Source organism: Streptomyces sp. NPDC015345 (assembly GCF_043078805.1).
Taxonomy (GTDB): Bacteria; Actinomycetota; Actinomycetes; order Streptomycetales; family Streptomycetaceae; genus Streptomyces.
In genome coordinates this window covers 304,604-327,625 of the sequence record NZ_JBIBTX010000006.1, presented here as the reverse complement: position 1 = coordinate 327,625, position 23,022 = coordinate 304,604, and the positions used below count along the sequence as shown (strand labels likewise).

Below are 23,022 nucleotides of genomic sequence, written 5' to 3'. Positions count from 1 at the left end.
GGGCCAGTACGCGAACGGCCCCGCGCTGCGATCGCGCGGGGCCGTACTCGATGCGTCCCGGTGCTGTACCGGTGCCGGGGCTGTCAGTGCCCCCGGGCGATCCACTCCCCCAAGTGCGGTGCCTCGGCGCCGACCGTGGTGCTGTCGCCGTGGCCGGTGCGCACCACCGTCTCGGGCGGCAGCGTCAGCAGCCGCCCGCCGATGGACTCCACGATCGTCGGGAAGTCGCTGAAGGAGCGGCCCGTGGCGCCCGGCCCGCCGGCGAAGAGCGTGTCGCCGGTGAAGACCGTGCCGAGGTCCGGGGCGTACAGGCTGACCGCGCCGTGGCAGTGGCCCGGCGTGTGCAGCACCCGCAAGACCGTGCCCGCCACGGTCAGTTCCTGCCCGTCGGAGAGTTCACCGTCCGGGGCGCGGTCGGGATGCGTCTGCTTCCACAGCTGCGTGTCGGCCGGGTGCAGCAGGATCGGCGCGCCGGTGCGGGCGGCGAGCGCCGGGGCCGCGTCGATGTGGTCGTCGTGCGCGTGGGTGCACACGATCGCGACGAGGCGCCGCCCTCCCACCGCCTCCGCGATGGCGTCCGCGTCGTGTGCGGCGTCGATGACGAGGCACTCGCTGTCGTCGCCGACGATCCATACGTTGTTGTCGACCTCCCAGGTGCCGCCGTCCAGGGAGAACGTCCCGGAGGTGACGAGGTGGTCGACGCGGGCGCCGAAGGCGCTGCCCCGAGACTCGGCCGCCATCAGAACATCACCACCGAACGCAGGACATCGCCGTGGTGCATCCGCTCGAAGGCCTTCTCCACGTCCTCCAAAGCGATGGTCTCCGTGACGAACGCGTCCAGATCCAGGCGGCCCTGACGGTAGAGGTCGATGAGCATCGGGAAGTCGCGCGAGGGCAGACAGTCCCCGTACCAGCTCGACTTCAGCGCGCCGCCGCGCCCGAAGACGTCGAGGAGCGGCAGCTCGATCTTCATCTCCGGGGTGGGCACGCCGACCAGGACGACGGTGCCCGCGAGGTCACGGGCGTAGAAGGCCTGTTCGTACGTCTCCGGGCGGCCGACCGCCTCGATGACGACGTCGGCGCCGTTGCCCCCGGTCAGCTCGCGGATGGCCGCGACCGGGTCGGTGGCGCGGGAGTTGACCGTGTGCGTGGCGCCGAGGCCCTGCGCCGTCCGGAGCTTCTTGTCGTCGATGTCCACGGCGATGATCTTCGCGGCGCCCGCGAGTCGGGCACCCGCGATGGCGGCGTCGCCGACGCCGCCGCAGCCGATGACGGCCACCGAGTCGCCGCGCCCGACGCCCCCGGTGTTGATGGCGGCGCCGATCCCGGCCATCACCCCGCAGCCGAGGAGGCCCGCCGCCGCCGGCGACGCCTCCGGGTCGACCTTCGTGCACTGGCCGGCGGCGACGAGGGTCTTCTCCGCGAAGGCGCCGATGCCGAGGGCGGGCGACAGCTCGGTGCCGTCGGCCAGGGTCATCTTCTGCTTCGCGTTGTGCGTGTCGAAGCAGTACTGGGGGCGGCCGCGCAGACAGGCGCGGCACTGGCCGCACACGGCGCGCCAGTTGAGGATCACGAAGTCGCCGGGCGCGACCTCGGTGACACCCGCGCCGACCGACTCGACGACGCCCGCCGCCTCGTGCCCGAGCAGGAACGGGAAGTCGTCGTTGATGCCGCCCTCGCGGTAGTGCAGATCGGTGTGGCAGACCCCGCACGCCTGGACCTTCACCACGGCTTCCCCCGGCCCCGGGTCCGGGACGGTGATCGTCTCGATCCGTACCGGCTCGCCCTTCGCGCGGGCGATCACGCCCTGCACCTGCTGCGCCATGACTTCAGCCCTTCTTTCCATCCACGTCTTTCCCGACCCATCGTTACAGGTCGATCACCTCATGTCCCGGGCGGCACCGGAACGCGCACGGGCGCGGCCGGGCACCGCGGCCTAGGGCCTGTCTGACAATTCGCGTCGTCGCCCGGAGGGCGGCCTCGCGGCGTCAGGTGCGTGCTCTCGGCGTGCCGGGCGTGGGGCCTCGTACTGGATGTACTTGGCTCTGCGCCCGGTGCGGCGAGAGTGCGTGCATGGCGTCGCGAGGCAGGCGGGAATTGTCAGACAGGCCCTAGGGTGATCGCGTGCGTGATCTCGCTGCCCAAGCCCTGCTGCCGGTCAACACCGCGCTCGCCGTGGTCCTGCTGGTGCTGCTGCTCGCCGCCGCGGCGACGGCGGCCCTGTGCCGGCTCTCCCCGGACGGCTCGCGCGGCAGGGCGCGCGAGATCCTGGTCGCCGGGGCCCGCGCCACAGTCCAACTGGCCGTCGTCTCGCTGGCCATCGGCTGGGTGGTGCACCATACGGCGGCGCTCTTCGCCTTCCTGCTGCTCATGTTCGCAGTGGCCGCGCGCACCGCCGGGCGGCGCATCACGCCGAACGGCACGTGGTGGTGGGCGGCGCTGCCGATCGCGGGGCCCGTCGTCCCGGTGGTGACCGGCCTGACCCTGGCCGGGCTGCTCCCCGTGCGGGGCATCGCCATGATCCCCGTCACGGGCATCCTCATCGGCGGCGCGCTCACCGCCACGGTACTCGCGGGCCGCCGCTGCCTCGATGAACTGCGCACCCGCCACGGCGAGTTCGAGGCGGGCCTCGCCCTCGGCCTCGCCGACCGCGACGCCCGCCTGGAGCTGGTCCGCCCGGCCGCCTCGGACGCGCTGCTGCCCGGCCTCGACCAGACCCGCACGGTCGGCCTCGTCACCCTCCCCGGCGCGTTCGTCGGCATGCTCCTGGGCGGGGCGTCCCCGGCGCTCGCGGGCGCCGTGCAGCTCTTCGTGCTGATCGCCCTGATGGCGGTCCAGGCGGTGTCGGTGGCCCTCACGGTCGAACTGGTCTCCCGGAGGCGGCTGCACCGCGAGGAGCCGGGCGCCGCTGCCGGGGGCCCGGGGCGGGCGTAGGCTCGGCCACTATGTCTGTCTACCAAGAAGAAATCGGCGCCCTGCGGGGCGGCCCCGCCGACCTGTCCCAGTTCGAGGGCAAGGCCGTCCTCGTCGTCAACGTCGCCTCCAAGTGCGGCCTCACCCCGCAGTACGCGGGCCTGGAGCGGCTCCACGAGCAGTACGCGGCGCGCGGCTTCAGCGTGCTCGGCGTGCCCTGCAACCAGTTCATGGGCCAGGAGCCCGGGACGTCGGAGGAGATCGCCGACTTCTGCTCGGCGACGTACGGCGTCACCTTCCCGATGACGGAGAAGGTCGACGTGAACGGCGAGGGCCGGCACCCGCTGTACACGCGCCTCGTCGACACGGCGGACGCCGAGGGACACACCGGGGACATCCGCTGGAACTTCGAGAAGTTCCTGGTGAACGGCTCCGGCGAGGTCGTCGCCCGCTTCGGCCCGCGCGTCGAGCCGGACGCCCCCGAGGTCGTCGCCGCGATCGAGAAGAACCTCCCGCGGCCCCTCTCGGCCTGACCTCTTCCGGCCGGCTCCCGGTGCCGGGCGGCCGACCACACCGTGACGGGCCGCACCGGCTTCCCGGTGACCGCGGTGGCGTACGCGCCCGGCGCCGGCGCTCGTCGTGCGCGCCCGCCGCCGCCCGCTCGTCACGGGCGCCCTGCCGCGGCAGCAGGCCTGCGGCGCAGGCTGAATGACGCGCTAATACGTCCAGGCGGACGAAGCCGATCTGCGGACCCGGGGGCGCGATCCTACGGTGGCTGAATGGTCATCAGGTACCTTTCGCGCTCCTCCTCCGTACGGACCGCGACCCTCGCGCTCGGGACTCTGGTCCTCCTGTCCACACCCGTCGCGGCGGCCGACGCGCCCGCCGAGCCCGCGCCGCCCCGGCCGGTTCCCGCGTACTCCTCCACCCTCCTGGACCGGCCGGGCGTCCAGGTCCGGCCCGGGCCCACCGCACCCGGGCTGCCCGGTGACGTCTCCGCCCTCGCCTGGCTGGTGGCGGACGCCGGTACGGGCGAGGTGCTCGCCGCCAAGGACGCGCACCGTCCGCTGCCGCCGGCCTCCACGCTGAAGTCCCTCTTCGCCCTCGCGGCGCTCCCCCGCCTCGACCCCCACAAGCGCCATATCGTCGCGGAGGGCGAGCTGGCCCGCGTGGGGGACGGCAGCAGCCTGGTGGGCGTGGCGCCCGGCCGCTCCTATCGCGTCGCCGACCTGTGGCGCGGGGTCTTCCTCAGCTCCGGCAACGACGCCGTGCATGTCCTCGCGGGGCTCAACGGCGGCATGCGAAGGACCGTGGAGCAGATGCGCGCGAAGGCCCGCGAGCTGGGCGCGCGGGACACGCACGTCGTGTCGCCCGACGGCTACGACGCCGCCGGGCAGGTCTCGTCGGCGTACGACCTGGCGATCTTCGGCAAGGCGGGGCTCGCCGACCCGCAGTTCACCCGCTACTGCTCGACCCCGGTCGCCCGGTTCCCGGCCGGCGGCTGGTCGTACCCCATCCACAACACCAACCGCCTGCTGACCGGCGCCGACGGCGTGGCGCCCTATCCGGGGCTGCTCGGCGTCAAGAACGGCTACACGAGCCACGCGGGCTCCACCCTGATCAGCGCGGCCCAGCGTGGCGGGCGCACCCTGGTCGTGACGGTGATGAACCCTCAGGTGGGTGGCATGCGGACCGTGTACGAGGAGGCGAGGTCCCTGCTCGACTGGGGCTTCGCGGCGGCCGGGAAGGTGCGGCCCGTGGGCTCCCTGCTGCCCCGGGCCGAGGAGGACCGCACCGCCAAGGGCCCCGTCCACGCCGCCGCCGAGGGCAGCGCCCTGAGGGTGGAGCCGCAGCGCTCGGACTGGCCCGCGGTGCTGCTGGTGATCGCGGGTATGGCCGCCGTCCTGGCGGGCGTGGTCATGGCGGTCCGGCGGCGGGCGGCTACGGTGGCCCGGCGTACGCACTTCAGAGGGAAGTCCGACGAGACACAACACGCGAGGAGACCATCGGGTGACTGAACCGCTGGGGGTGGCCGTGCTGGGCGTCGGCCATATGGGGGCGGACCATCTGCGGCGGCTGGGCGAGACGGTGGGCGGGGCCCGCGTGGTGGCGGTCGCGGACCCCGACACGGCGCGGGCCGAGGCCGCGGTCGCGGGGCGGGAGCGGGTGACGGTGCACGGCGACGCGCTCGCCGCGCTGGACGCTCCCGGTGTGGACGCGGTGCTGGTGGCCTCGCCGGAGGGGGCGCACGAGGAGGCGCTCCTCGCGGCGTGCGCGCGTGGCCTTCCGGTCCTCTGCGAGAAGCCCCTCACGCCCGACTCCGCCGCCGCCCTCCGGGTCGTCGAGGCCGAGGCCCGGCTCGGGCGCAGGTTGATCCAGGTGGGTTTCATGCGCCGGTTCGACGCCGAGTACGCGGCCCTGAAGACGCTGCTCGACTCCGGCGACCTCGGCCGTCCCCTGCTCCTGCACTGCGTCCACCGGAACGTGTCGTCGCCGCCGCACTTCACCTCATCGATGCTGATCAGCAGCTCCGTGTCGCACGAGATCGACGCGGCCCGCTGGCTGCTCGGCCAGGAGATCACCTCGGTGACGGTGGTCCGGCCGACACCGTCGGCACACGCGCCCGCGGGTCTGCTCGACCCGCAGCTGGTCCTCTTCGAGACGGCGGGCGGAGCCGTCGTCGACGTGGAGGTCTTCGTCAACTGCGGCTTCGGGTACGAGGTGCGGTGCGAGGCGGTCTGCGAACGCGGCAGCGCGCGGATCGGCGACGCGCACGGCATGGTCGTCCACGCGGCGGGCCGGGCGCATGAGGACGTGGCGCGGGACTATGTGGTGCGGTTCGCCGACGCGTACGACCGTGAGGTGCGGGCATGGGTGGCCGCGGCCCGCGAGGGCCGGGCCGTGGGGCCGAGCGCGTGGGACGGGTACGCGGCGGCGGCCGTCGCCGAGGCCGGGGTGGCGTCGCTGCGGGACGGGGGGCGCGTCACGGTCGACCTCGCCGTGCGGCCGTCGCTGCACGGCGGGAGCGGCGCCTGAGAACGGCCTGCCGGCCTTGGCGCCGTCAGACACCACCGAGCAGACGCGAGAGCCCTTGGTCGAGGTCGAGGCTCGCCTCCTCGCCGCCCTCGGGCACCACGGCGTACGACCGCAGCAGGAAGCGGCGCAGGGCGAGCTTGTCGAACTGCACCAGGGCCAGCCCCTGGTGCGAGTGGAACTCCAGCACCGTCCGCGCCCGCCCGCACGGCCAGATGTGCACGTCACCGCTGCCCGCGGGGGCGCCGAGGCCGTCCTCCAGGAGCCGGCGGGCGAAGATCCAGGTGACCTCCGCGCCGTCGAGCGAGGCGGAGGAGGGGAACGTGATCTGAACCGCCAGCGGGTCCTCGGCCGAGTAGCGCAGGACCACGGGGAGGCCGCGCTCCTGGCCCTCCGGGGTGATGAGGCGGGCGCGGGTGGGCTGCTGGAGGGTGACGGCCATGATCGAGCTCCACTTCTGCGTTTCTTCCAGTTCTCGGGATCCCGCTCGTGGGGACCCCTGTGCCCTTACGACCCCGTGACGTGGGGTTTCATTACGGCACCTCGCCAAGAGATCCATGTGACCTGCGCCACTCACTCCGCATATGTCGGCCATCGATCCGGCCGTCGCGCCTGTCCGTGTGCCCGTCCGTGTGCCCGTCACAGCGGAATACACACGTATCTTCGAGGAACAGCGGTCTCGTCTCGTCGCATACGCGCGTTCGCTCACCGGCGACGCCTGGGTCGCCGACGACCTCGTGGCCGAGGCCCGCTTCCGGATGTGGCGACGGCTCTCCGCCGGGCACACGAGGTGCTCGACCAGTTGTCGTGGCGCCGCGGCCCGCCCCGATCTGCCGGCCGACCGTCTCCAGGGGCTGGCCTTCCGCGAGCCCTGGAGGGGGCCGTCCTTCAAGTGCCGCCGCCCGTGACCGACGGGCCGGAGCCTCGGTCCGGCCCCCTTCGGCCGTGCGCCCCGTCCCGCCCCGTTGCAGGATGGGCCCATGCTGCTGGCTCGGCTCGCACACGTGTCCAAGGAAGTGGCCGCCACCTCCGCGCGGTCGCGGAAGATCGCTCTGCTCGCCGAGTTGTTCCGGGCGGCGGATCCGGAGGACGTACCGATCGTCATCCCCTATCTCGCGGGGCGGCTGCCTCAGGGGCGGCTCGGCATCGGCTGGAGCACCCTCAGGGACGCGGGGCCGCCCGCCGCCGAGCCGTCGCTGACGGTACGCGGCGTGGACGCGGCGCTCACCGCGATCGGCGCGGTGTCCGGTACAGGGTCCCAGGCCGAACGCAGGCGCTTGGTCGGCGAGTTGATGGGAGCCGCCACCGAGGACGAGCAGCGGTTCCTGGTCGGGCTGCTCACCGGCGAGGTCCGGCAGGGGGCCCTGGACGCCGTCGCCGTCGAGGGCCTCGCGGTGGCCACGGAGACCCCGGCGGACGCCGTGCGGCGCTCGGTGATGCTCGCCGGCGCCATCAGTCCGGTCGCCGAAGCGCTGCTGGAGCGCGGTCCTCAGGCGCTGGACGAGTTCCGGCTGACCGTGGGCCGGCCGCTGCTGCCGATGCTCGCGCACGGCGCCTCGTCGGTCGCCGAGGGGATCGACAAGCTGGGTGCGTGCGCGGTCGAGGAGAAGCTGGACGGCATCCGGGTGCAGGTCCATCGCAGCGGCGACGACGTACGCGTCTACACCCGGACGCTGGACGACATCACCGACCGGCTGCCCGAGCTGACGGCCGCCGCACGCGGTCTGCGCGGGGCGCACTTCATCCTGGACGGCGAGGTCATCGCCCTTGACGGCGAGGGGCGCCCCCGGCCGTTCCAGGACATCGCGGGGCGCGTCGGGTCGCGTGTCGACGTCGAGGCGGCGGCCGCCGGGCTGCCCCTGTCCCCCGTCTTCTTCGACGCGCTGTCCGTGAACGGACGGGACCTGCTCGGCCTGCCGTTCGCCGAGCGGCACACGGAGCTCGCCGCCCTGGTGCCCGAGCCGATGCGGGTACGGCGCACGGTGGTGGCCGAACCCGCCGACGAGGCGGCGCGCGGCGCGGCCCAGGAGTTCTTCGAGGCGACGCTCGCACGCGGCCACGAGGGCGTCGTGCTGAAATCGCTCGACGCGCCGTACAACGCGGGCCGCCGGGGCGCCTCCTGGCTGAAGGTCAAGCCGGTGCACACCCTGGACCTGGTGGTGCTCGCCGCGGAGTGGGGTCATGGCCGCCGCACCGGCAAGCTGTCCAACCTCCACCTGGGCGCGCGGCGGCCGGACGGGACGTACGCGATGCTCGGCAAGACGTTCAAGGGCATGACGGACGCGATGCTCGCCTGGCAGACGGAGCGCCTCCAGGAGCTGGCGGTCAGCGACAGCGGCCACGTCGTGCATGTACGTCCCGAGCTCGTCGTCGAGATCGCCTACGACGGCCTGCAACGCTCCACCCGCTACCCGGCCGGCGTCACGCTCCGCTTCGCCCGCGTGGTGCGCTACCGCGAGGACAAGCCGCCCGAGCAGGCGGACACCGTCGAGACGGTGCTGGCACGGCGTAATCCCTGATCCCGGGCACGCCCGACGACCCCACGTACATGATTTTGCCAACCCTTGGCCCCGATAGGGTGACATTCCGAGGAGATCACCTATCGCGAGGGGACCAGCTGTGCCCGCATCACGTCTCAGCCGTACGCCGCTGCCGGGCATCGGCATCCGGTACGACCTGACGACCCGAGAACAACGGCGCCTGTCGATCGTGGCGCACCGGGACGGGGCGCGGACGCTCAGCGCGTACCGTTCCGACGATCCGGACGAGTGCGCCCTGTCGCTGCGGCTGAGTTCGGGGGAGGCGGAGGCGCTGATCGACGCGTTGATGCCCTCGCACCACAGCCCCAATCTGCTGCACACCACCGATCTGGGTCTGGTGGCGGAGCGGGTGCTGCTGTCGGCCACCTCGCACTGGAACGGCCGGCTGCTCGGCGAGACCCGGATGCGGACCGAGACCGGTGTCTCGATCGTGGCGGTCCTGCGGCGGGCCGACGCCATCCCTTCGCCCGCCCCCGACTTCCGGCTGGCGGGTGGTGACACCCTCATCGTGATCGGCACGCGCGAAGGCGTGGAGACGGCCGCGGCGATACTCGGTCGGGAGTGATGGCGTGCACTCCGCAGTCTTTCTCATCGAGTTCGGCGCGATCATCCTCGCCCTGGGGCTCCTCGGCCGGTTCGCCGGGCGTTTCCAGTTCTCGCCGATACCGCTCTACCTGCTGGCGGGCCTCGCGTTCGGCGAGGGCGGGCTGCTGCCGCTCGGCGCGAGCGAGGAGTTCGTCGCCATCGGCGCCGAGATCGGCGTCATCCTGCTGCTGTTGATGCTGGGGCTCGAATACACGGCCAGCGACCTCGTCAGCAATCTCAAGACGCAGTATCCGGCCGGTCTGGTCGACTGCACGCTGAACGCCCTGCCGGGCGCGATCGCCGCGCTGCTCATGGGCTGGGGCCCGGTCGCCGCCGTCGTCCTCGCCGGCGTCACGTGGATCTCGTCGTCCGGCGTCATCGCCAAGGTCCTCGGCGACCTCGGGCGGCTCGGCAACCGCGAGACCCCGGTCATCCTCAGCATCCTCGTCCTCGAAGACCTGGCGATGGCCGTCTACCTGCCCATCATCACGGCCCTGCTGGCGGGCGTCGGCTGGGCCGCGGGCAGCCTCACCCTCGCCATCGCGCTCGGCGCGGCCGGGCTCGTGCTCTTCCTGGCGGTGCGCTACGGGCGGCTCATCTCCCGCTTCGTGTCCAGCGACGACCCGGAGAAGCTGCTCCTCGTGGTGCTCGGCCTGACCATCCTCGTCGCGGGGATCGCGCAGCAGCTCCAGGTGTCCGCCGCCGTCGGCGCGTTCCTCGTCGGCATCGCGCTCTCCGGGGAGGTCGCCGAGGGGGCGCATTCGCTGCTCGCGCCGCTGCGGGACCTCTTCGCGGCGGTCTTCTTCGTCTTCTTCGGGCTGCACACCGATCCGGCTAGCATCCCGCCCGTGCTGCTCCCGGCTCTCGCGCTCGCGGTCGTCACCGCCCTGACGAAGATCGCGACCGGTTACTGGGCGGCCCGCCGCGCGGGCATCTCCGTCAAGGGCCGCTGGCGGGCGGGCGGCGCGCTGGTGGCGCGGGGCGAGTTCTCCATCGTCATCGCGGGGCTCGCGGTCGCCGCCGGCATCGAGCCGTCGCTCGGCCCGCTGGCCACGGCGTACGTCCTGATCCTCGTGATCGTCGGACCGCTGACCGCCCGCTACACGCAGCCCATGGCGGGTTGGGTGAGCGGTCTCCTCGCACGGCGCGCGGAGAGCGGCCCCGCCGTCGGGGCCGCGCGGGTGCCCGGCCCCCGGGAGACCGTCGAGTCCCTGGACGGGCAGGACGCGGGCGACCGGTCGTAGAGCCAGGTCCGGGTCCCCCCGCGGGCGTCGTGGGCGGTTCGGGGCAGGTGCGTCTGCGGGGTTCTGTGGGGTGGCCGGTGCGGGTCGTGGTGGGCTGGTCGCGCAGTTCCCCGCGCCCCTTTGGGGCGCGGTGGGGTGGGCGCCAGGTGTGGCGCCCTGTCAGGGGCGCGCGGAACTGCGGGAGCGACGTTGGTGACCGGGCCGGTCGAGGTCGCCATGTGCCCTATTCGTGTCACACCCATCCGGCCGCCGCGCAGGGCTTGCGCGTCCCGTGCGCCGACGTGCGGTAAGGGCAAGTCCGGGACTCGCCGCCCGGCGGCGACCGCGCGCCTGGCACGATGCTCTCCATGACGTCCGGGCCCGCGTTCCGCCTCGCACGAGCCGCCGTGTTCGCGGCTCTGTGCGTGGTGACGACGGCCTTCGGACACGCCCTCATGTCCGGCGCCGCGCTGCCCTGGTGGGCGGTGGGCTACGCCTTCGCCGCCACGACGGCCGCCGCGTGGTGGCTGACCGGGCGCGAGCGCGGAGCCTCGGCGGTCACCGGCGCGACGGTCGTGGCACAGCTGGCCCTGCACGAACTGTTCGACCTGGCGCAGCGGTTCGGCGCGGGCCCGAGCGGACGCGGCGGGCAGGACCCGCATGCGGCGCCGTCGGGCGGGGGCGACGGCATGAACCATATGAGCCATGCGATGCCGATGCCGATGCCGTCCTCCGACGCCACCCCGGCCGCCCTGTCCGACGAGGCCCTGTCCCGCTGGGTGATGTCCGTCTTCGGGCACAGCGGCTTCGGTATGTTCCTCGCCCACCTGGCCGCCGCGCTGATCTGCGCCCTGTGGCTGTGGCGCGGCGAGGCCGCCGCGTTCCGCGCCGGACGCGCGCTCGCGGCGGCCGTGTTCGTCCCGCTGCGGCTCGTCCTGACGCTCCTCGTCGCCGCGCTTCCCCCGGCGCCGCCGCACGTCGGCGCGCTGGTGCCGGTGCGGCGACTGCGCGGAGTCCTGATCCAGTACGCCGTCTCGCGCAGAGGTCCACCGGTCCTTCCGGTCAGTTCCTGAAACCGCCCGCACCTCCAGGTGCCGGGCGGATCTTCGGCGTTCACGCCGCTCCTCGAACTCCCTTCACCGAAGGACCCTTTGCGATGACTCCTGCCCTTTTGCGTCCTGGGCGCGGCCACGTGGCCGAGCCGACCCGTGACGACCTGATCACCGAGTGGGCGCTGGCGGCCCGCGACGGCGACCCCGACGCGTTCGAACGGTTCGTGCGGGCCACGCGGCGCGACGTGTGGCGCTTCGTGGCCCACCTCAGCGGTGACCTGCACGGCGCCGACGACCTGACCCAGGAGACGTATCTGCGCGCCCTGACCGCGCTGCGCGGTTACGCCGCCCGTTCCTGCGCCCGTACCTGGCTGCTCGCCATCGCGCGCCGTACCGTCGCCGACCGCTTCCGCTCGGCCGCGGCCCGGCCGCGGATCGCCGACACCGCGGACTGGCAGGCGGCCGCGGAGCGCGCGCAGCCGCGCGGTCTTCCCGGTTTCGAGGAGGGCGTGGCCCTGCTCGACCTCCTTCGGACACTCGACGCGCCGCGCCGTGAGGCGTTCGTGCTCACCCAGCTCGCGGGGCTCCCCTACGCGGACGCGGCGGCCGCCGTCGGGTGTCCGATCGGCACCGTGCGTTCGCGGGTGGCGCGCGCACGGGAACGGGTGAACGCGCTGCTCGTCGCGGCGGACCACGCGGCCTGACCGCCCCAGGCCCCCGCCGTCGTCCGGCGTACTCCGCGCGGGCGTCGGCGGGGGGCGCGGTCTGGGGCCGCCTCCGGCTACCTGGGTGTCTCGCGTACGAACAGGGTCACCGACACGCTCGCCTCGAAGCCGTTGCTCCGCATCAACGCGGCGGACGCGGTGTTGCGGGACTCGACGTCGGTCACGACGGCGCTCGCGCCCGCTTCGGTGAGCGTCGCGCAGCAGGCCTTCACCAGGCGGCTCGCGATGCCCTGCCCCTGGTACTCGAGGGCGCTGGCGATCCACTCCAGGTTGCCCCAGTCGGAGCGCTTGTCGAATCCCATCGAGCCGAGCACGAACCCGGCGAGCCGGTCCCCGTCGAGCGCCACCCAGCAGGCGGACGCCTCGCTGTCCAGGTGCCGCGCGATCGCCGAGAGCGACCAGGACGTGTAGGGCTTCACGGAGGTGTCGTAGACCTGGCGGCCGAGTGCCAGGGCATCGGCCAGATGGGTGGCCGCCATCGGTGCGAGATCGATCGCCGGGCGCTCCGGCGCGGCGGGGGTGGACATGGGGCCTCCCAGGTGGCGGGGGCGGCGGTCGGCCGCGGCTGCGTCCACCTCACGCTATGAGGCGGGGTGTGGTCACGCATGCGGAGCGGGGCCTCGGGCCGCGCCCGGCGACGGCTCCCTTGACCGGCCCCCGTGCGGCGCGGGCCACCTCCGGCTCCCCGCAGCCGCTCCGGACGCTCCGTAGCAGCCTCGTGGGCTCCGTGGCAGCAGAGCCGGCAACTGCCCCGCCCCGACAGTCCTTTGATCGGTTGGACGCCCGTCATGGGCGTCATCGCCGAGCCCTTATCGTGGTCCGCATGCCCGTTCCTGAGCTGATCCGCATCGTCTCCCGCTCCTCCCCCATGGCCCTGGCCCAGGTGGAGCGCGTCCGCGCCGAACTGGCGGCGCTCCACCCCGGCATCCGTACCGAGGTCGTGCCGGTCACGACCTCCGGCGACCGGTGGATGGGGGACCTGGCCCGCCTCGGCGGCAAGGGGGCCTTCACCAAGGAGGTGGACGCCGCGCTGCTCGCGGGTGAGGCGGATCTCGCGGTGCACTGCGTCAAGGACGTGCCGGCGGACCGGCCGCTGCCCGCCGGGACGACGTTCGCCGCGTTCCTCAAGCGGGACGACATCAGGGACGCGCTCATCCACCCGGGCGGGCTCACCCTCGACGAGCTGCCCGCGGGGACCCGCATCGGCACCTCCTCGGTGCGTCGGCGCGCCCAACTCGCCGCGTCGCACCCGGAGTTGGAATGCGTGCCGATGCGCGGCAACGCGGGCCGCCGCCTGGAGAAGCTCGCCGCGGGCGACGCCGACGCCCTGCTGCTCGCCCAGTCGGGGCTGGAGCGCATCGGCCGCCCCGAGCTGGCGAGCGAGATCCTGTCGGTGGAGACGATGTGCCCGCCGATCGGTGCCGGGATCCTCGCCCTTCAGTGCCGCGAGGACGACACGACGACCATCGACGCGGTGACCGGCCTCGGCGACAAGGACGCCTGGCGGGAGGCGACCGCCGAGCGCATGTTCCTGCACGTGCTCCAGGGGCACTGCAATTCGCCGATCGCCGGGTACGCCCGTTCGGGGCGCGGTGGTGACCTGTCGCTGCGCGCCTGCGTGTTCACACCCGACGGCAAGACGGTGCTCAACGCGCACGAGTGGGCGGGCCCGCTGGACCCGGCGACCCTCGGCACGTCCGTGGCCGTCGCGCTGCTGCGCCAGGGCGCCCGTGAACTGATCGACACGATCGCCCACTGACCCCGAGGTCACCCCTGGGGGATACCCCCCGGACCAACCTGCGGAAAGCCCCGTTCCGCCCGGAGGCGTGGGCCGCCTAGCGTGGGTGCGTGAGCACATGGCCAGCCGCTGACGAGAGACCGAGCCTCCTGCGCCTGCTGCGGAAAGCGGTCCGCGCCCCCTTCACCCGGCGGGCCTGGGCGGAGGCGGCGTACTGCCTGATCGGTTTTCCGCTGGGTGTCGGGGGCGGGGTGGTCGTCGTGGTGGTGCTCGCCCTCGGCGCCGGGCTGACGCTCTCGCTGGTCCTCGCGGTGGTCGGCGTGCTGCTGCTCATCGCGGCGCCGCGCCTCGCCCGTGCGCTGGGCGGCGTCCACCGCGGGCTCGCCGCGCGGCTGCTCGGCGAGCGGACGGCCGCTCCCCCGCCCTTCCGGCGGGGCGAGGGCCTCGTGGGGCGGCTCGACGCGCGGCTGCGGGACGGCACCGGCTGGCGGGCGGCGGGCTACGTCCTCGCGAAGCTGCCGGTCGGCGCGCTCGGTGCGTACGCCGTGCTGTGGTGGATCACGGGTCTGGTGAACCTCACCGCGCCGCTGCGGTGGACGGTGTTCGGCCAGCGGGTCCAGGCCGGGGACCCGCAGGGCATGCCGGTGCTGACTCCGGTACCCTTCGGCGGCCTGGACGCGGACACGTTCGCCGGGACCTGGCTCGCGGTTCTGACCGGCGCGGCGACACTCCTGTGCGCCCCGTGGGTGACCCGCCTCGTCGTCGCGGGCGACCGCCGGCTGATCCGGGCACTGCTCGGGCCCGGCCGGCTCGCGGACCGCGTAAGGGACCTGGAGGAGACACGTGCGCTCGCCGTCGACGACTCGGTCGCGCTGCTGCGCAGGATCGAGCGCGACCTCCACGACGGCGCACAGGTCCGGCTGGTCGCGGTGGCGATGGGCCTCGACATGGTGAAGGAACGACTCGACGACGGGCGGCCCCTGGACGTGGCGGGGGTCCGCCGGCTGGTCGACGGCGCGCACCGCAACGCCACCGAGGCGCTCACCGAACTGCGCGACCTGGCTCGCGGCATCCATCCACCCGTCCTCGACGACGGCCTGCCCGACGCACTCGCCACGCTCGCCGCGCGCTGCACGGTGCCGGTCGAACTCTCGGCGGACGTGCCGGTGCGGCCCACGCCGGCGATCGAGACCATCGCGTACTTCTGCGCCGCCGAGCTCCTGACCAACGTCATCAAGCACAGCGGGGCGAGCCGGGCCGTACTCGGGGTGACCCAGCGGGACGGGCTGCTGCGGCTCCAGGTCACCGACGACGGCGAGGGCGGCGCCGCGCCGGAGGCGGGCACGGGCCTGAGCGGGCTCGCGCAACGCGTCCGTACGGTCGACGGGCGCATCGAGGTCCGCAGCCCGCGGGGCGGTCCGACGACGGTCACCGTCGAGCTGCCGCCGCACGCGTGAGAGCATGCGGGCCATGCGTGTCGTGATCGCCGAGGACGCCGCCGTACTGCGGGAGTTGCTGGCCCAGATGCTCGCCGAGCGCGGGCACGAGGTCTGCGCCGCCGTGGGGGACGCGGACGCGCTGCGCGAGGCGGTGGCCGCGCACCGCCCGGACGTCACGGTGGTCGACATCCGGATGCCGCCGACCCACACGGACGAGGGCCTTCGGGCGGCCATCGACATCCGGGGCGCCCACCCCGGCACGGGAGTGCTGCTGTTCTCGCAGTACGTCGAGACGAAGTACGCCACGCGCCTGCTCGCGGCGGGCTCGGCCGGCGTCGGCTATCTGCTCAAGGACCGGGTGGCGAACGTCGCCGAGTTCACGGACGCGCTGGAGCGGGTCGCTGCGGGGGGCACCGCGCTCGACCCGGAGGTCGTCACACAGCTGGCGGGCGCGAGTCACCGCGCGGCCGGACTTGCGCCGCTCACCGGCCGGGAGCGCGAGGTGCTCGCCTTGATGGCGGAGGGCCGCTCCAACGCGGCGATCGCCCAGGCCCTCTTCGTGTCGGCGGGCACGGTGGAGAAACACGTGGCGGCGGTCTTCGAGAAACTCGGGCTGCTCCCGTCGCACGATCACAACCGGCGGGTCCTCGCGGTCATGCGATACCTGCACCCGTCGTAGCCGGACCGGACACGCCATGACCTCAACTCCCCCACAGAAGCGCCATGTTCCACCGTCCCCGCCTACGCGTTCTTCACCGTTTGCACATAGACTCGCGCCCCCCGGCCGGTATATCCGCAGGACAAAGGCATATGCCATAAGCACCACCGCACCGGGTGTCGCCAAATCCCTTACGGGCCCCCTTCTGCTGTGCGAAAGTCGTTAGCGGTCCACCACCCGTCAAGTTGGTCGCACCGCACCCTCACCGGAGCAACGCATGCCCTCCCATGTCTTCGCGGACCACGCCGCCGCCCAGCCGCCCGAGCGCGGCACGGTCGACGCGCTGATCTCGCAGACGCGCCGACTCCGCGGCGAGGTGGACGCCGTACGGCGCGAAGCCGTGGCCGACCGCGGAGACCCGGCGGGGCGCTGGCAGAGAGCCCTGTGCGACCTGGCCGTGCACCAGCTCGACGACCTCGACGACCATCTGGCCCAGCTGCGGGAGGGGCCACCGCGGGCGGCCGGCGAGCCCGCGGTGCCACCCGCGCCCGGAGCCGCCGACCCACGCCGGGGTTCACTCCTGAGCCGGGTCGGCAGCGCCGAATGGAACCTCCTCACCGACGAGGCCAGCTGGTCCTGCGAGCTCTACCAGATCCTCGGCCGCGACCCCGCTGCTCCACCGCTCTCCCTCGACGAACTCCCCTCCCTCGTACACACCGACGACCAGCCCCTGCTGACCGCGATGGTCACGGACTGCCTGATCGACGGGAAGCCCATCGACGGTGAGTTCCGCATCGTGCGCCCCGGCGGGGGCGTGCGCCACGTGCACATGATGGGCGAGCCCGTGCTGGCCGCCGACGGCTCCACCGCCTCCATGTGGGCGGTCCTGCGGGACGTCAGCGAACTGCGCCGCAGCCGGCTCGCGCTGCGCGAGACCCACGAGTCGCTGCGCCGCCGCCGCGAGACCGAGCAGACCGAGCACCGCCTCGCCGTCGAACTCCAGGAGGCGGTCCTGCCGCCCTGGCGCGGCTCGCTGCGCTTTGCGCACGGCGGCCCCGCCCGGCTCGACCTCGCCGCCCACTACCTCCCTTCCTCGGTCGGCGCGCTCATCGGCGGCGACTGGTACGACGCGATGGAACTGCCCGACGGCCACGCCCTGCTGACCGTGGGCGACCTCACCGGGAACGGCGTGACCGCCGCCTCCGGCATGGCCATGCTGCTCGGCGCGGTGCGCGGCATGGCGGTCGCGGGCGCCATGCCCGGCCGGCTCATGGGCTGGCTCAACGGCCTCCTCGACACCACGGCCCGGCCCGCCCTCGGCAGCGCCATCTGCTGCCGCTACGACCCCGCCACCCGGCTGCTCACCTGGGCGCAGGCCGGACACCCCGCCCCGCTGCTGTTCCGTGACGGGACGGGGCGCACGCTGACGCCACCGACCGGCGCCCTCCTCGGAGCCGCGCCCGAAGCGGCGTACGAGCAGGCCGAAGTGCAACTGCGCCCCCGGGACCTGCTGTTACTGCACACCGATGGGCTGGTGCCACGCCACGACAGGGATACGGCGACGGAGCTGCTGCTCTCCCTCGCCCCCCGCCTCACCGAGGCGCGTACGGCCGAGGAGTGCGTGCGGACGGTCGTCGAGGAGTTCGGCCGAGACCCGCGCGAGGACGACGCCTGCCTGTTGATCGCACGGTGTTGAGCCTTCGCCTTCCGAAAGGTGTTATGCCCTGGCCGTCCTGCCCGCCCCCTTGGTCCCCTTCGGCAGCGCCAGCTTGATCTCCTCGCGCAGGTCCTGGATCTTCGGATAGCCGGCGTACTGCGCCGTCAGCCGGTACATCTCGCGCAGCCGGTCCCAGGTGCGGTGGGAGGAGTTGGATCCCATCGACACCAGCGCCAGGCGTGCGTACCGGTCGGCCTGTTCGGGGTCGTCGGCGATGAAGCAGGCCGACGCCAGTGAGATGTAGTCGAAGATCTGAGACCGGTCACGGCCCTTGGCGCGCAGCTCGATGGCCTCCTTGGCATGCCGCTGCGCGATGTTCGCCGCGGCCGGTTCGTGGTCGGCGAGGGTGCGGTAGGCCAGGGCCTGCATGCCGTGCAGGTCCGCCTCGTCGAACATCTGCATCCAGCTCGGCGGCGGCACATCACCCTTGTCCGAGACGAAGAGGTCCTCGGCGAGGCCCAGCGTGCGCCGCATGGCCTGGCCGCGCCCCATCGACGCCTGCGCCCAGGCCTCGATGGTGTACAGCATCGCCTGGGTGCGGGGCAGTGCCTCCTCGCCCGCTCCCGACTTGGCGAGCTTCATCAGGTCCAGGGCGTCGTCCGGCTTGCCGAGGTGCACCATCTGGCGGGCCGCCCTGGACAGGGCCTCGCCCGCGCGGGGGCGGTCGCCGCCCTCGCGGGCCGCGTGGGCGGCGATGACGAAGTACTTCTGGGCCGTGGGCTCCAGGCCGACGTCGTGCGACATCCAGCCCGCGAGGACGGCGAGGTTGGCGGCGACGCCCCACAGGCGCCGCTGGAGATGGTCGGGGTGACGGTAGGCGAGCATGCCGCCCACTTCGTTGAGCTGGCCCACCACGGCCTTGCGCTGCAACCCGCCTCCGCGGGCCGCGTCCCAGGCGCGGAACACCTCGACCGAGCGCTCCAGTTCCTCGATCTCCTGGGAGCCGATGGGAGCGGCCTCATAGCGGTCGAACCCGGCGGGGTCGGCGTGCAGGGGATCGTGGATACGGGGGGCGTCGGCCGCGAGGGCCGGATCGGTGTGCAGCCAGTCGTGCATGGCGCTGCTGAGTGCGGAGCCTGCGGCAAGCGCAGCGCCCGCGCCCACCAAGCCGCGTCGGTTGAGCATGAGGTCCATTCCCGTGAATTCGGTGAGGACCGCGGCTGTCCGCTCGGGCGCCCACGGCACGCCGTCGGGGTGCTCCACACTCCCGTCGCCACGCCGCTTCCCTGCGCGCCCGTGCCGGACCAGACCTAGATCCTCAGTGGTCACGACACGGCCGAGACGCTCGGTGAACAGAACAGCCAGCACCCGGGGCACCGGATCGCGGGGGATCTCCCCCATGTCGATCCACCTCCGCACCCGCGAGGTGTCGGTGGCCAGCTGGGGGTGGCCCATGGCCGCCGCCTGCCGGTTCACCAGTCTCGCGAGCTCACCCTTGGACCAGCCGGCGAGGCCGAACAGATCCGAAAGGCGGGTGTTGGGTTGTCCGTGCACGTCAAGCCCCCAGGTTCTCGGCTGAGTTGACAGTAACCGTCTGTCAGTTGCTGAGCGACTATTCGCCAGGGTTCGCCAGGGTGCGCCACATGGTGTGCCAGGGGGCGCCGGGTGTCAGGTAGGAGTGCGCCACCCCGACCCGGTCGCCGCAAGGCACTCCCCAGGGTGATCCCGACGCGATCGGGGCGGGAGGCGCACGCAATCCACAGGCACACGAAGGGATCTGTTCGCCCATGTACGCAGCATCGTCCTCCGTGTCCGCCCCGCCCCGGCCGCTCCACCCGCGCCCCCCGGTGCCCCGGAGCCGCGAGGTGCCCCCCTCCGCGGGGAGCGGCCCCTACCTGGAGCCCGCGCGGACCTCTGCCGCGCAGCTCAGCGCCGGCCGGGCGCGTCGCGTGCCGGGATCCGGCGCCCAACCGCTCAGCGGGAGACTCGACTTGTCCGGCCCCCAGGGGGCGCAACTGCGCACCGCGATTGCTTCCGTGCATCGCATCTGCCCCGAGTTCAACCCCGTGCAGGTGCTCCGTCGAAGCGGCCGTACGGTCCTGCTCGTCGGGACGGCGGGACGCGGCGCTGCCGTCGCCAAGTGTTTACTGGACCACTCCCCTCTGTGGGCCGATCGGCTCCGGCACGAGATAGCGGCATACCGCTCGTTCGTCCGGCACCGGCCGCCGGTCCGGGCGCCCCGGCTGATCGCCGCGGACCCCGAGGACTGCACGCTGGTGATCGAGCGGATGCCCGGGCGGGTGGCGGCACTGCAACGGCATCCGGTCGAGGCCCCGCCGCGGGCGGACATCCGGGCGGCGCTCGACTCCGTACTGCGGCTGAACCGGTGGCGGCCGCCCGCGGAGATGTTCGGCAGGCCGCTGGAGTACGGCAGGCGGATCTCCCGCTTCCACGAGCTGGGTCTGCTGACGGACCGTGACATCGGCGACCTCCAGAAGCTGCTGCACGGCATCGCGCATTCGGCGGTCCACCAGGGCGAGGGCCCGGAGGCCATGTGGCAGTTCTGCCACGGCGACGCCCTGCTGTCGAACATCCTGCTCTCGCCGGCCGGGCCCGTCCTGGTCGACTGGGAGCACGCGGGGTGGTATCTGCCGGGGTACGACCTGGCGACGCTGTGGGCGGTCCTCGGTGACGCCCCCGCGGCGCGGCGCGAGATCAGTCAGCAGGCGCAGGCCGCGGGCCCCGCGGCGCGCGACGCGTTCCTGGTCAATCTCATGGTGGTACTGACCCGCGAGATCCGTCACTACGAAACGGCCGTGCAGCGTTCGATGCACGAATCGGCCCCGGTGGCACCGGGCCCGGCCCCGTCCGGTGCTGCGCCGTCCGGCGAGGAACAGCGGCTGCTGCTGAGGCGGCTGCACGACGACTGCCAGCTGGCCCGCCGGGCCGTGCGAGCGGCGGTCGGCACTCGCTGAGGGGAAGAAGGTCCGCGGTGCGCCGAGAACAGTGGCGCACCGCGGACCTTCGTATGCCTCTGGTCTATGTCGTCGGGAAAGGCACACCGGCCTATGCCCGTGCCTCTTCCGCTCCCCGAACAGGTGTATCCCGTACTGCGCATTGGTTTACGCCACTGACGCGCCGCAGGCGGTAGGGCCTGCCCCGGCGAAAGTGTGGGCATGACCCGCCGGGACCGTCGCTGACATGCGAAATCCCGTCTCCTGGGCATGATTGACGGATTGTCGGAGAGCCGGTACCACTGACGCACGCACGCCCGGCCCCGCACGCCCCGCCACGCTTCATCGGCCCAGGAGTTCCAGGAGGCTGCATTGCGAGGATCCACAGCCCGTACCTCGTCGGCGCGCAGACGCACCATCAGGACGGCGGGCGCCCTCGCGTCGGCCGGACTGCTGGTGCCGCTGCTCGGCGCGGCCCCGTCGTCCGGCGCCGAGCCACAGGCGTCCGGCACCCGGTTGCAGGACGCCTTCGCGTCCGCCTCCGAGGAGTACCGCGTACCGCAGAGCGTGCTCCTCGGCGTCTCGTATCTCCAGTCCCGCTGGGACGCGCACGGCGGCGCGGCCAGCGTCACCGGCGGTTACGGCCCCATGCACCTGACCGACGCGCGCACCGCCCTGGCCTCGGCCCCGCACCACAGCGAGGGCGAGGAGGATCCGCGCGGCGACACCTCGCGTCCGATGCCGCCGCCCGAGGCGGAGCTTCCCGCCGTGCCCTCGGAGGCCGAACTTCCCGCACGGCTCAAGACGCTGCCGCGCGCGGCCGAGCTGACCGGCCTGCCCGCCGAGGAGCTGCGTACCGACTCCGCGGCGAACGTGGAGGGCGGCGCCGCCCTGCTCGCCGCGGCCCAGAAGAAGCTCGGCAAGCCGCTGAGCTCCGACCCCGCCGACTGGTACGGCGCGATCGCCCGCTTCTCCGGGGCGGACGACGAGGCGACGGCGGCGACGTACGCCAATGATGTGTTCGCGGTCATCCGCGACGGTGAGCGGCGGACGACGGACGCGGGCCAGCGTGTGGTGCTCGCCCCGGAGCCCGGCCTGCGGACCGACGCGGCGCAGCTGAGGAGCATGGGACTGCGCAAGGCGGCCCCCGGTGACACGGAGTGCCCGAAGACGGTGTCCTGCGAGTGGATCCCGGCGCCGTACGAGGAGTTCAAGGATCCCAACGGGAATCCGGACTACGGCAACCACGACAAGGCGGACCGGCCCAAGAGCCAGAGCATCGACTCGATCATCGTCCACGACACCGAGGGCCGGTGGGAGGGCGTCCTGAAGATGGTGCAGGACCCGACCTACGTGTCGTGGCAGTACAGCCTGCGCTCCACCGACGGCCACATCGCCCAGCACGTGAAGGCCAAGGACGTCGCCTGGCACGCGGGCAACTGGTACGTCAACGCCAAGTCGATCGGCCTGGAGCATGAAGGTTTCCTCACCGCCCCCGACACCTGGTACACGGAGGCGATGTACCGTACGTCGGCGCGGCTGGTGAAGTACCTCGCCAAGAAGTACGACATCCCGCTGGACCGCCAGCACATCCTCGGCCACGACAACGTCCAGGGCACGGTCTCGTCCACGATCCGGGGGATGCACACGGACCCGGGCCCGTACTGGGACTGGCAGCACTACTTCACGCTGCTCGGCAAGCCGTTCCACCGCACGGCGGGGCCGAAGGGCGGGCTGGTGACGGTGGCGCCCGAGTACGCGAAGAACCGGCCGGTGTACACGGGCTGCGGCAAGCCCGCCGACACGTGTGTGCCGCACGGTTCGGCGGCGGTGCGCGTCCACACCGAGCCGCGTGACGACGCGCCGCTGATCAAGGACATCGGCAAGCGGCCGGGCGGGCAGGACTCCACGATCGACGTGAACGACGTCGGGGCGCGGCTCTCCACCGGTCAGCAGTACGCGGTCGCCGACCGTCAGGGTGACTGGACCGCCGTCTGGTACCTCGGCCAGAAGGCCTGGTTCAAGAACCCGCGGAAGCAGCCCACCGCCCTCGACGCGAAGGGGTGGGTGGTGACGCCGAAGGAGGGCGCGACCGAGGTCCCGGTGTACGGGCGCGCGTACCCGGAGAAGGAGGCCTACCCGGCGGGTGTGCCCGTCCAGGCGGTCTCGCCGCTGCCCTACAAGATCCTGGCGGGCCAGAAGTACGTGATCGGCGACAAGGTGCCGGGTGAGTACTACTACGCCTCGACGTTCGACACCGCCGGGCACAAGGTGGTGCGCGGCAAGGACATGTACTACGTCGTCCAGTACGGGCACCGCATCGGGTATGTGCGGGCGGCGGACGTGCGGGTGGTGCGCTCGGGGTCGTGACGACGCCGTGAGCGGGGGCAGGGGCCGGGGCCGCGTGGGCGCGGTTCCGGTCCCGGTGCCGGATCCCGCTTCCGGGATCCGGCACCGGAGCAGGCCCCCCGTTTCTGCCGCGCTCATCATGGACCGGCCGCGCGC

At 73.1% G+C, this 23,022-nt stretch carries 21 protein-coding genes; 16 read left to right on the top strand and 5 right to left on the bottom strand.

What is annotated here, in order from left to right:
• Nucleotides 1-83: 83 nt before the first annotated feature.
• Nucleotides 84-740 carry an MBL fold metallo-hydrolase gene (locus tag ACF062_RS25705; RefSeq protein ID WP_392141584.1) on the bottom strand — a complete coding sequence of 219 codons (657 nt, stop codon included), beginning with the start codon at nt 738-740 and terminating at the stop codon, nt 84-86.
• A complete protein-coding gene (locus ACF062_RS25700; protein WP_223778614.1) occupies nt 740-1,825 on the bottom strand; it encodes an S-(hydroxymethyl)mycothiol dehydrogenase in 1,086 nt (361 codons plus the stop codon). The genes ACF062_RS25705 and ACF062_RS25700 overlap by 1 nt, the downstream gene beginning before the upstream one ends.
• A 299-nt stretch (nt 1,826-2,124) precedes the next feature.
• Here ACF062_RS25700 and ACF062_RS25695 point away from each other — a divergent pair, with 299 nt between their 5' ends.
• From ACF062_RS25695 to ACF062_RS25680, 4 genes are all read left to right on the top strand, one after another.
• The gene (locus tag ACF062_RS25695) at nt 2,125-2,934 is read left to right on the top strand and encodes an ABC transporter permease (RefSeq protein WP_392141582.1); all 810 of its coding nucleotides are present in this window, start codon (nt 2,125-2,127) and stop codon (nt 2,932-2,934) included.
• An 11-nt stretch (nt 2,935-2,945) separates the two neighbouring features.
• Entirely contained in the window at nt 2,946-3,446 is a 501-nt protein-coding gene (locus ACF062_RS25690) for a glutathione peroxidase (protein ID WP_392141581.1), read from the top strand.
• Between the two features lie 246 nt (nt 3,447-3,692).
• Nucleotides 3,693-4,931 carry a D-alanyl-D-alanine carboxypeptidase family protein gene (locus ACF062_RS25685; protein WP_392141579.1) on the top strand — a complete coding sequence of 413 codons (1,239 nt, stop codon included), beginning with the start codon at nt 3,693-3,695 and terminating at the stop codon, nt 4,929-4,931.
• Nucleotides 4,924-5,949 (top strand): Gfo/Idh/MocA family protein, encoded by a 1,026-nt coding sequence (locus tag ACF062_RS25680; protein ID WP_392141577.1) that lies wholly within the window; start codon nt 4,924-4,926, stop codon nt 5,947-5,949. Before ACF062_RS25685 ends, ACF062_RS25680 begins: the two co-directional genes overlap by 8 nt.
• 25 nt (nt 5,950-5,974) lie before the next feature.
• Here ACF062_RS25680 and ACF062_RS25675 read toward each other — a convergent pair whose 3' ends face one another.
• Complete coding sequence (locus ACF062_RS25675; protein WP_392141575.1) at nt 5,975-6,388, bottom strand: SsgA family sporulation/cell division regulator; 414 nt, start codon at nt 6,386-6,388, stop codon at nt 5,975-5,977.
• A gap of 190 nt (nt 6,389-6,578) precedes the next feature.
• Here ACF062_RS25675 and ACF062_RS25670 point away from each other — a divergent pair, with 190 nt between their 5' ends.
• The 6 genes from ACF062_RS25670 to ACF062_RS25645 all read left to right on the top strand — a co-directional run bounded on the left by ACF062_RS25670 (nt 6,579) and on the right by ACF062_RS25645 (nt 12,050).
• Nucleotides 6,579-6,854, top strand: coding sequence for a sigma factor (locus tag ACF062_RS25670; protein ID WP_392141574.1), 276 nt, complete (start codon nt 6,579-6,581; stop codon nt 6,852-6,854).
• A gap of 72 nt (nt 6,855-6,926) precedes the next feature.
• Entirely contained in the window at nt 6,927-8,465 is a 1,539-nt protein-coding gene (locus tag ACF062_RS25665; protein ID WP_392141573.1) for an ATP-dependent DNA ligase, read from the top strand.
• 100 nt (nt 8,466-8,565) lie between these two features.
• Nucleotides 8,566-9,051 (top strand): cation:proton antiporter regulatory subunit, encoded by a 486-nt coding sequence (locus ACF062_RS25660; RefSeq protein ID WP_392141571.1) that lies wholly within the window; start codon nt 8,566-8,568, stop codon nt 9,049-9,051.
• A gap of 4 nt (nt 9,052-9,055) precedes the next feature.
• Nucleotides 9,056-10,315 (top strand): cation:proton antiporter, encoded by a 1,260-nt coding sequence (locus ACF062_RS25655; RefSeq protein ID WP_392141569.1) that lies wholly within the window; start codon nt 9,056-9,058, stop codon nt 10,313-10,315.
• A 347-nt stretch (nt 10,316-10,662) separates the two neighbouring features.
• Entirely contained in the window at nt 10,663-11,367 is a 705-nt protein-coding gene (locus ACF062_RS25650) for a hypothetical protein (protein ID WP_392141567.1), read from the top strand.
• An 83-nt stretch (nt 11,368-11,450) separates the two neighbouring features.
• Nucleotides 11,451-12,050 carry a sigma-70 family RNA polymerase sigma factor gene (locus ACF062_RS25645; RefSeq protein ID WP_392141565.1) on the top strand — a complete coding sequence of 200 codons (600 nt, stop codon included), beginning with the start codon at nt 11,451-11,453 and terminating at the stop codon, nt 12,048-12,050.
• A gap of 77 nt (nt 12,051-12,127) precedes the next feature.
• Here the strand turns inward: ACF062_RS25645 and ACF062_RS25640 are convergent, their stop codons facing one another.
• On the bottom strand, nt 12,128-12,598 hold the full coding sequence (locus tag ACF062_RS25640) for a GNAT family N-acetyltransferase (protein WP_392141563.1): 471 nt from the start codon (nt 12,596-12,598) through the stop codon (nt 12,128-12,130).
• Nucleotides 12,599-12,894: 296 nt separating this feature from the next.
• Here ACF062_RS25640 and hemC point away from each other — a divergent pair, with 296 nt between their 5' ends.
• The 4 genes from hemC (at nt 12,895) to ACF062_RS25620 (ending at nt 17,602) form a co-directional block, all read left to right on the top strand.
• Nucleotides 12,895-13,830, top strand: coding sequence for a hydroxymethylbilane synthase (gene hemC / locus ACF062_RS25635; protein ID WP_223778603.1), 936 nt, complete (start codon nt 12,895-12,897; stop codon nt 13,828-13,830).
• An 89-nt stretch (nt 13,831-13,919) separates the two neighbouring features.
• The gene (locus tag ACF062_RS25630; protein WP_392141560.1) at nt 13,920-15,266 is read left to right on the top strand and encodes a sensor histidine kinase; all 1,347 of its coding nucleotides are present in this window, start codon (nt 13,920-13,922) and stop codon (nt 15,264-15,266) included.
• Between the two features lie 13 nt (nt 15,267-15,279).
• Nucleotides 15,280-15,927 (top strand): LuxR C-terminal-related transcriptional regulator, encoded by a 648-nt coding sequence (locus ACF062_RS25625; RefSeq protein ID WP_392141559.1) that lies wholly within the window; start codon nt 15,280-15,282, stop codon nt 15,925-15,927.
• Between the two features lie 256 nt (nt 15,928-16,183).
• Nucleotides 16,184-17,602, top strand: a complete 1,419-nt coding sequence (locus tag ACF062_RS25620; RefSeq protein WP_392141557.1) for a PP2C family protein-serine/threonine phosphatase — start codon at nt 16,184-16,186, stop codon at nt 17,600-17,602.
• Between the two features lie 21 nt (nt 17,603-17,623).
• On the opposite strand, the gene ACF062_RS25615 is transcribed toward ACF062_RS25620, so the two are convergent.
• Nucleotides 17,624-19,117, bottom strand: coding sequence for a hypothetical protein (locus tag ACF062_RS25615; RefSeq protein WP_392141555.1), 1,494 nt, complete (start codon nt 19,115-19,117; stop codon nt 17,624-17,626).
• 233 nt (nt 19,118-19,350) lie between these two features.
• Here ACF062_RS25615 and ACF062_RS25610 point away from each other — a divergent pair, with 233 nt between their 5' ends.
• Complete coding sequence (locus tag ACF062_RS25610; protein WP_392141554.1) at nt 19,351-20,538, top strand: aminoglycoside phosphotransferase family protein; 1,188 nt, start codon at nt 19,351-19,353, stop codon at nt 20,536-20,538.
• A 351-nt stretch (nt 20,539-20,889) separates the two neighbouring features.
• Complete coding sequence (locus tag ACF062_RS25605; RefSeq protein WP_392141552.1) at nt 20,890-22,887, top strand: N-acetylmuramoyl-L-alanine amidase; 1,998 nt, start codon at nt 20,890-20,892, stop codon at nt 22,885-22,887.
• Nucleotides 22,888-23,022: the final 135 nt, after the last annotated feature.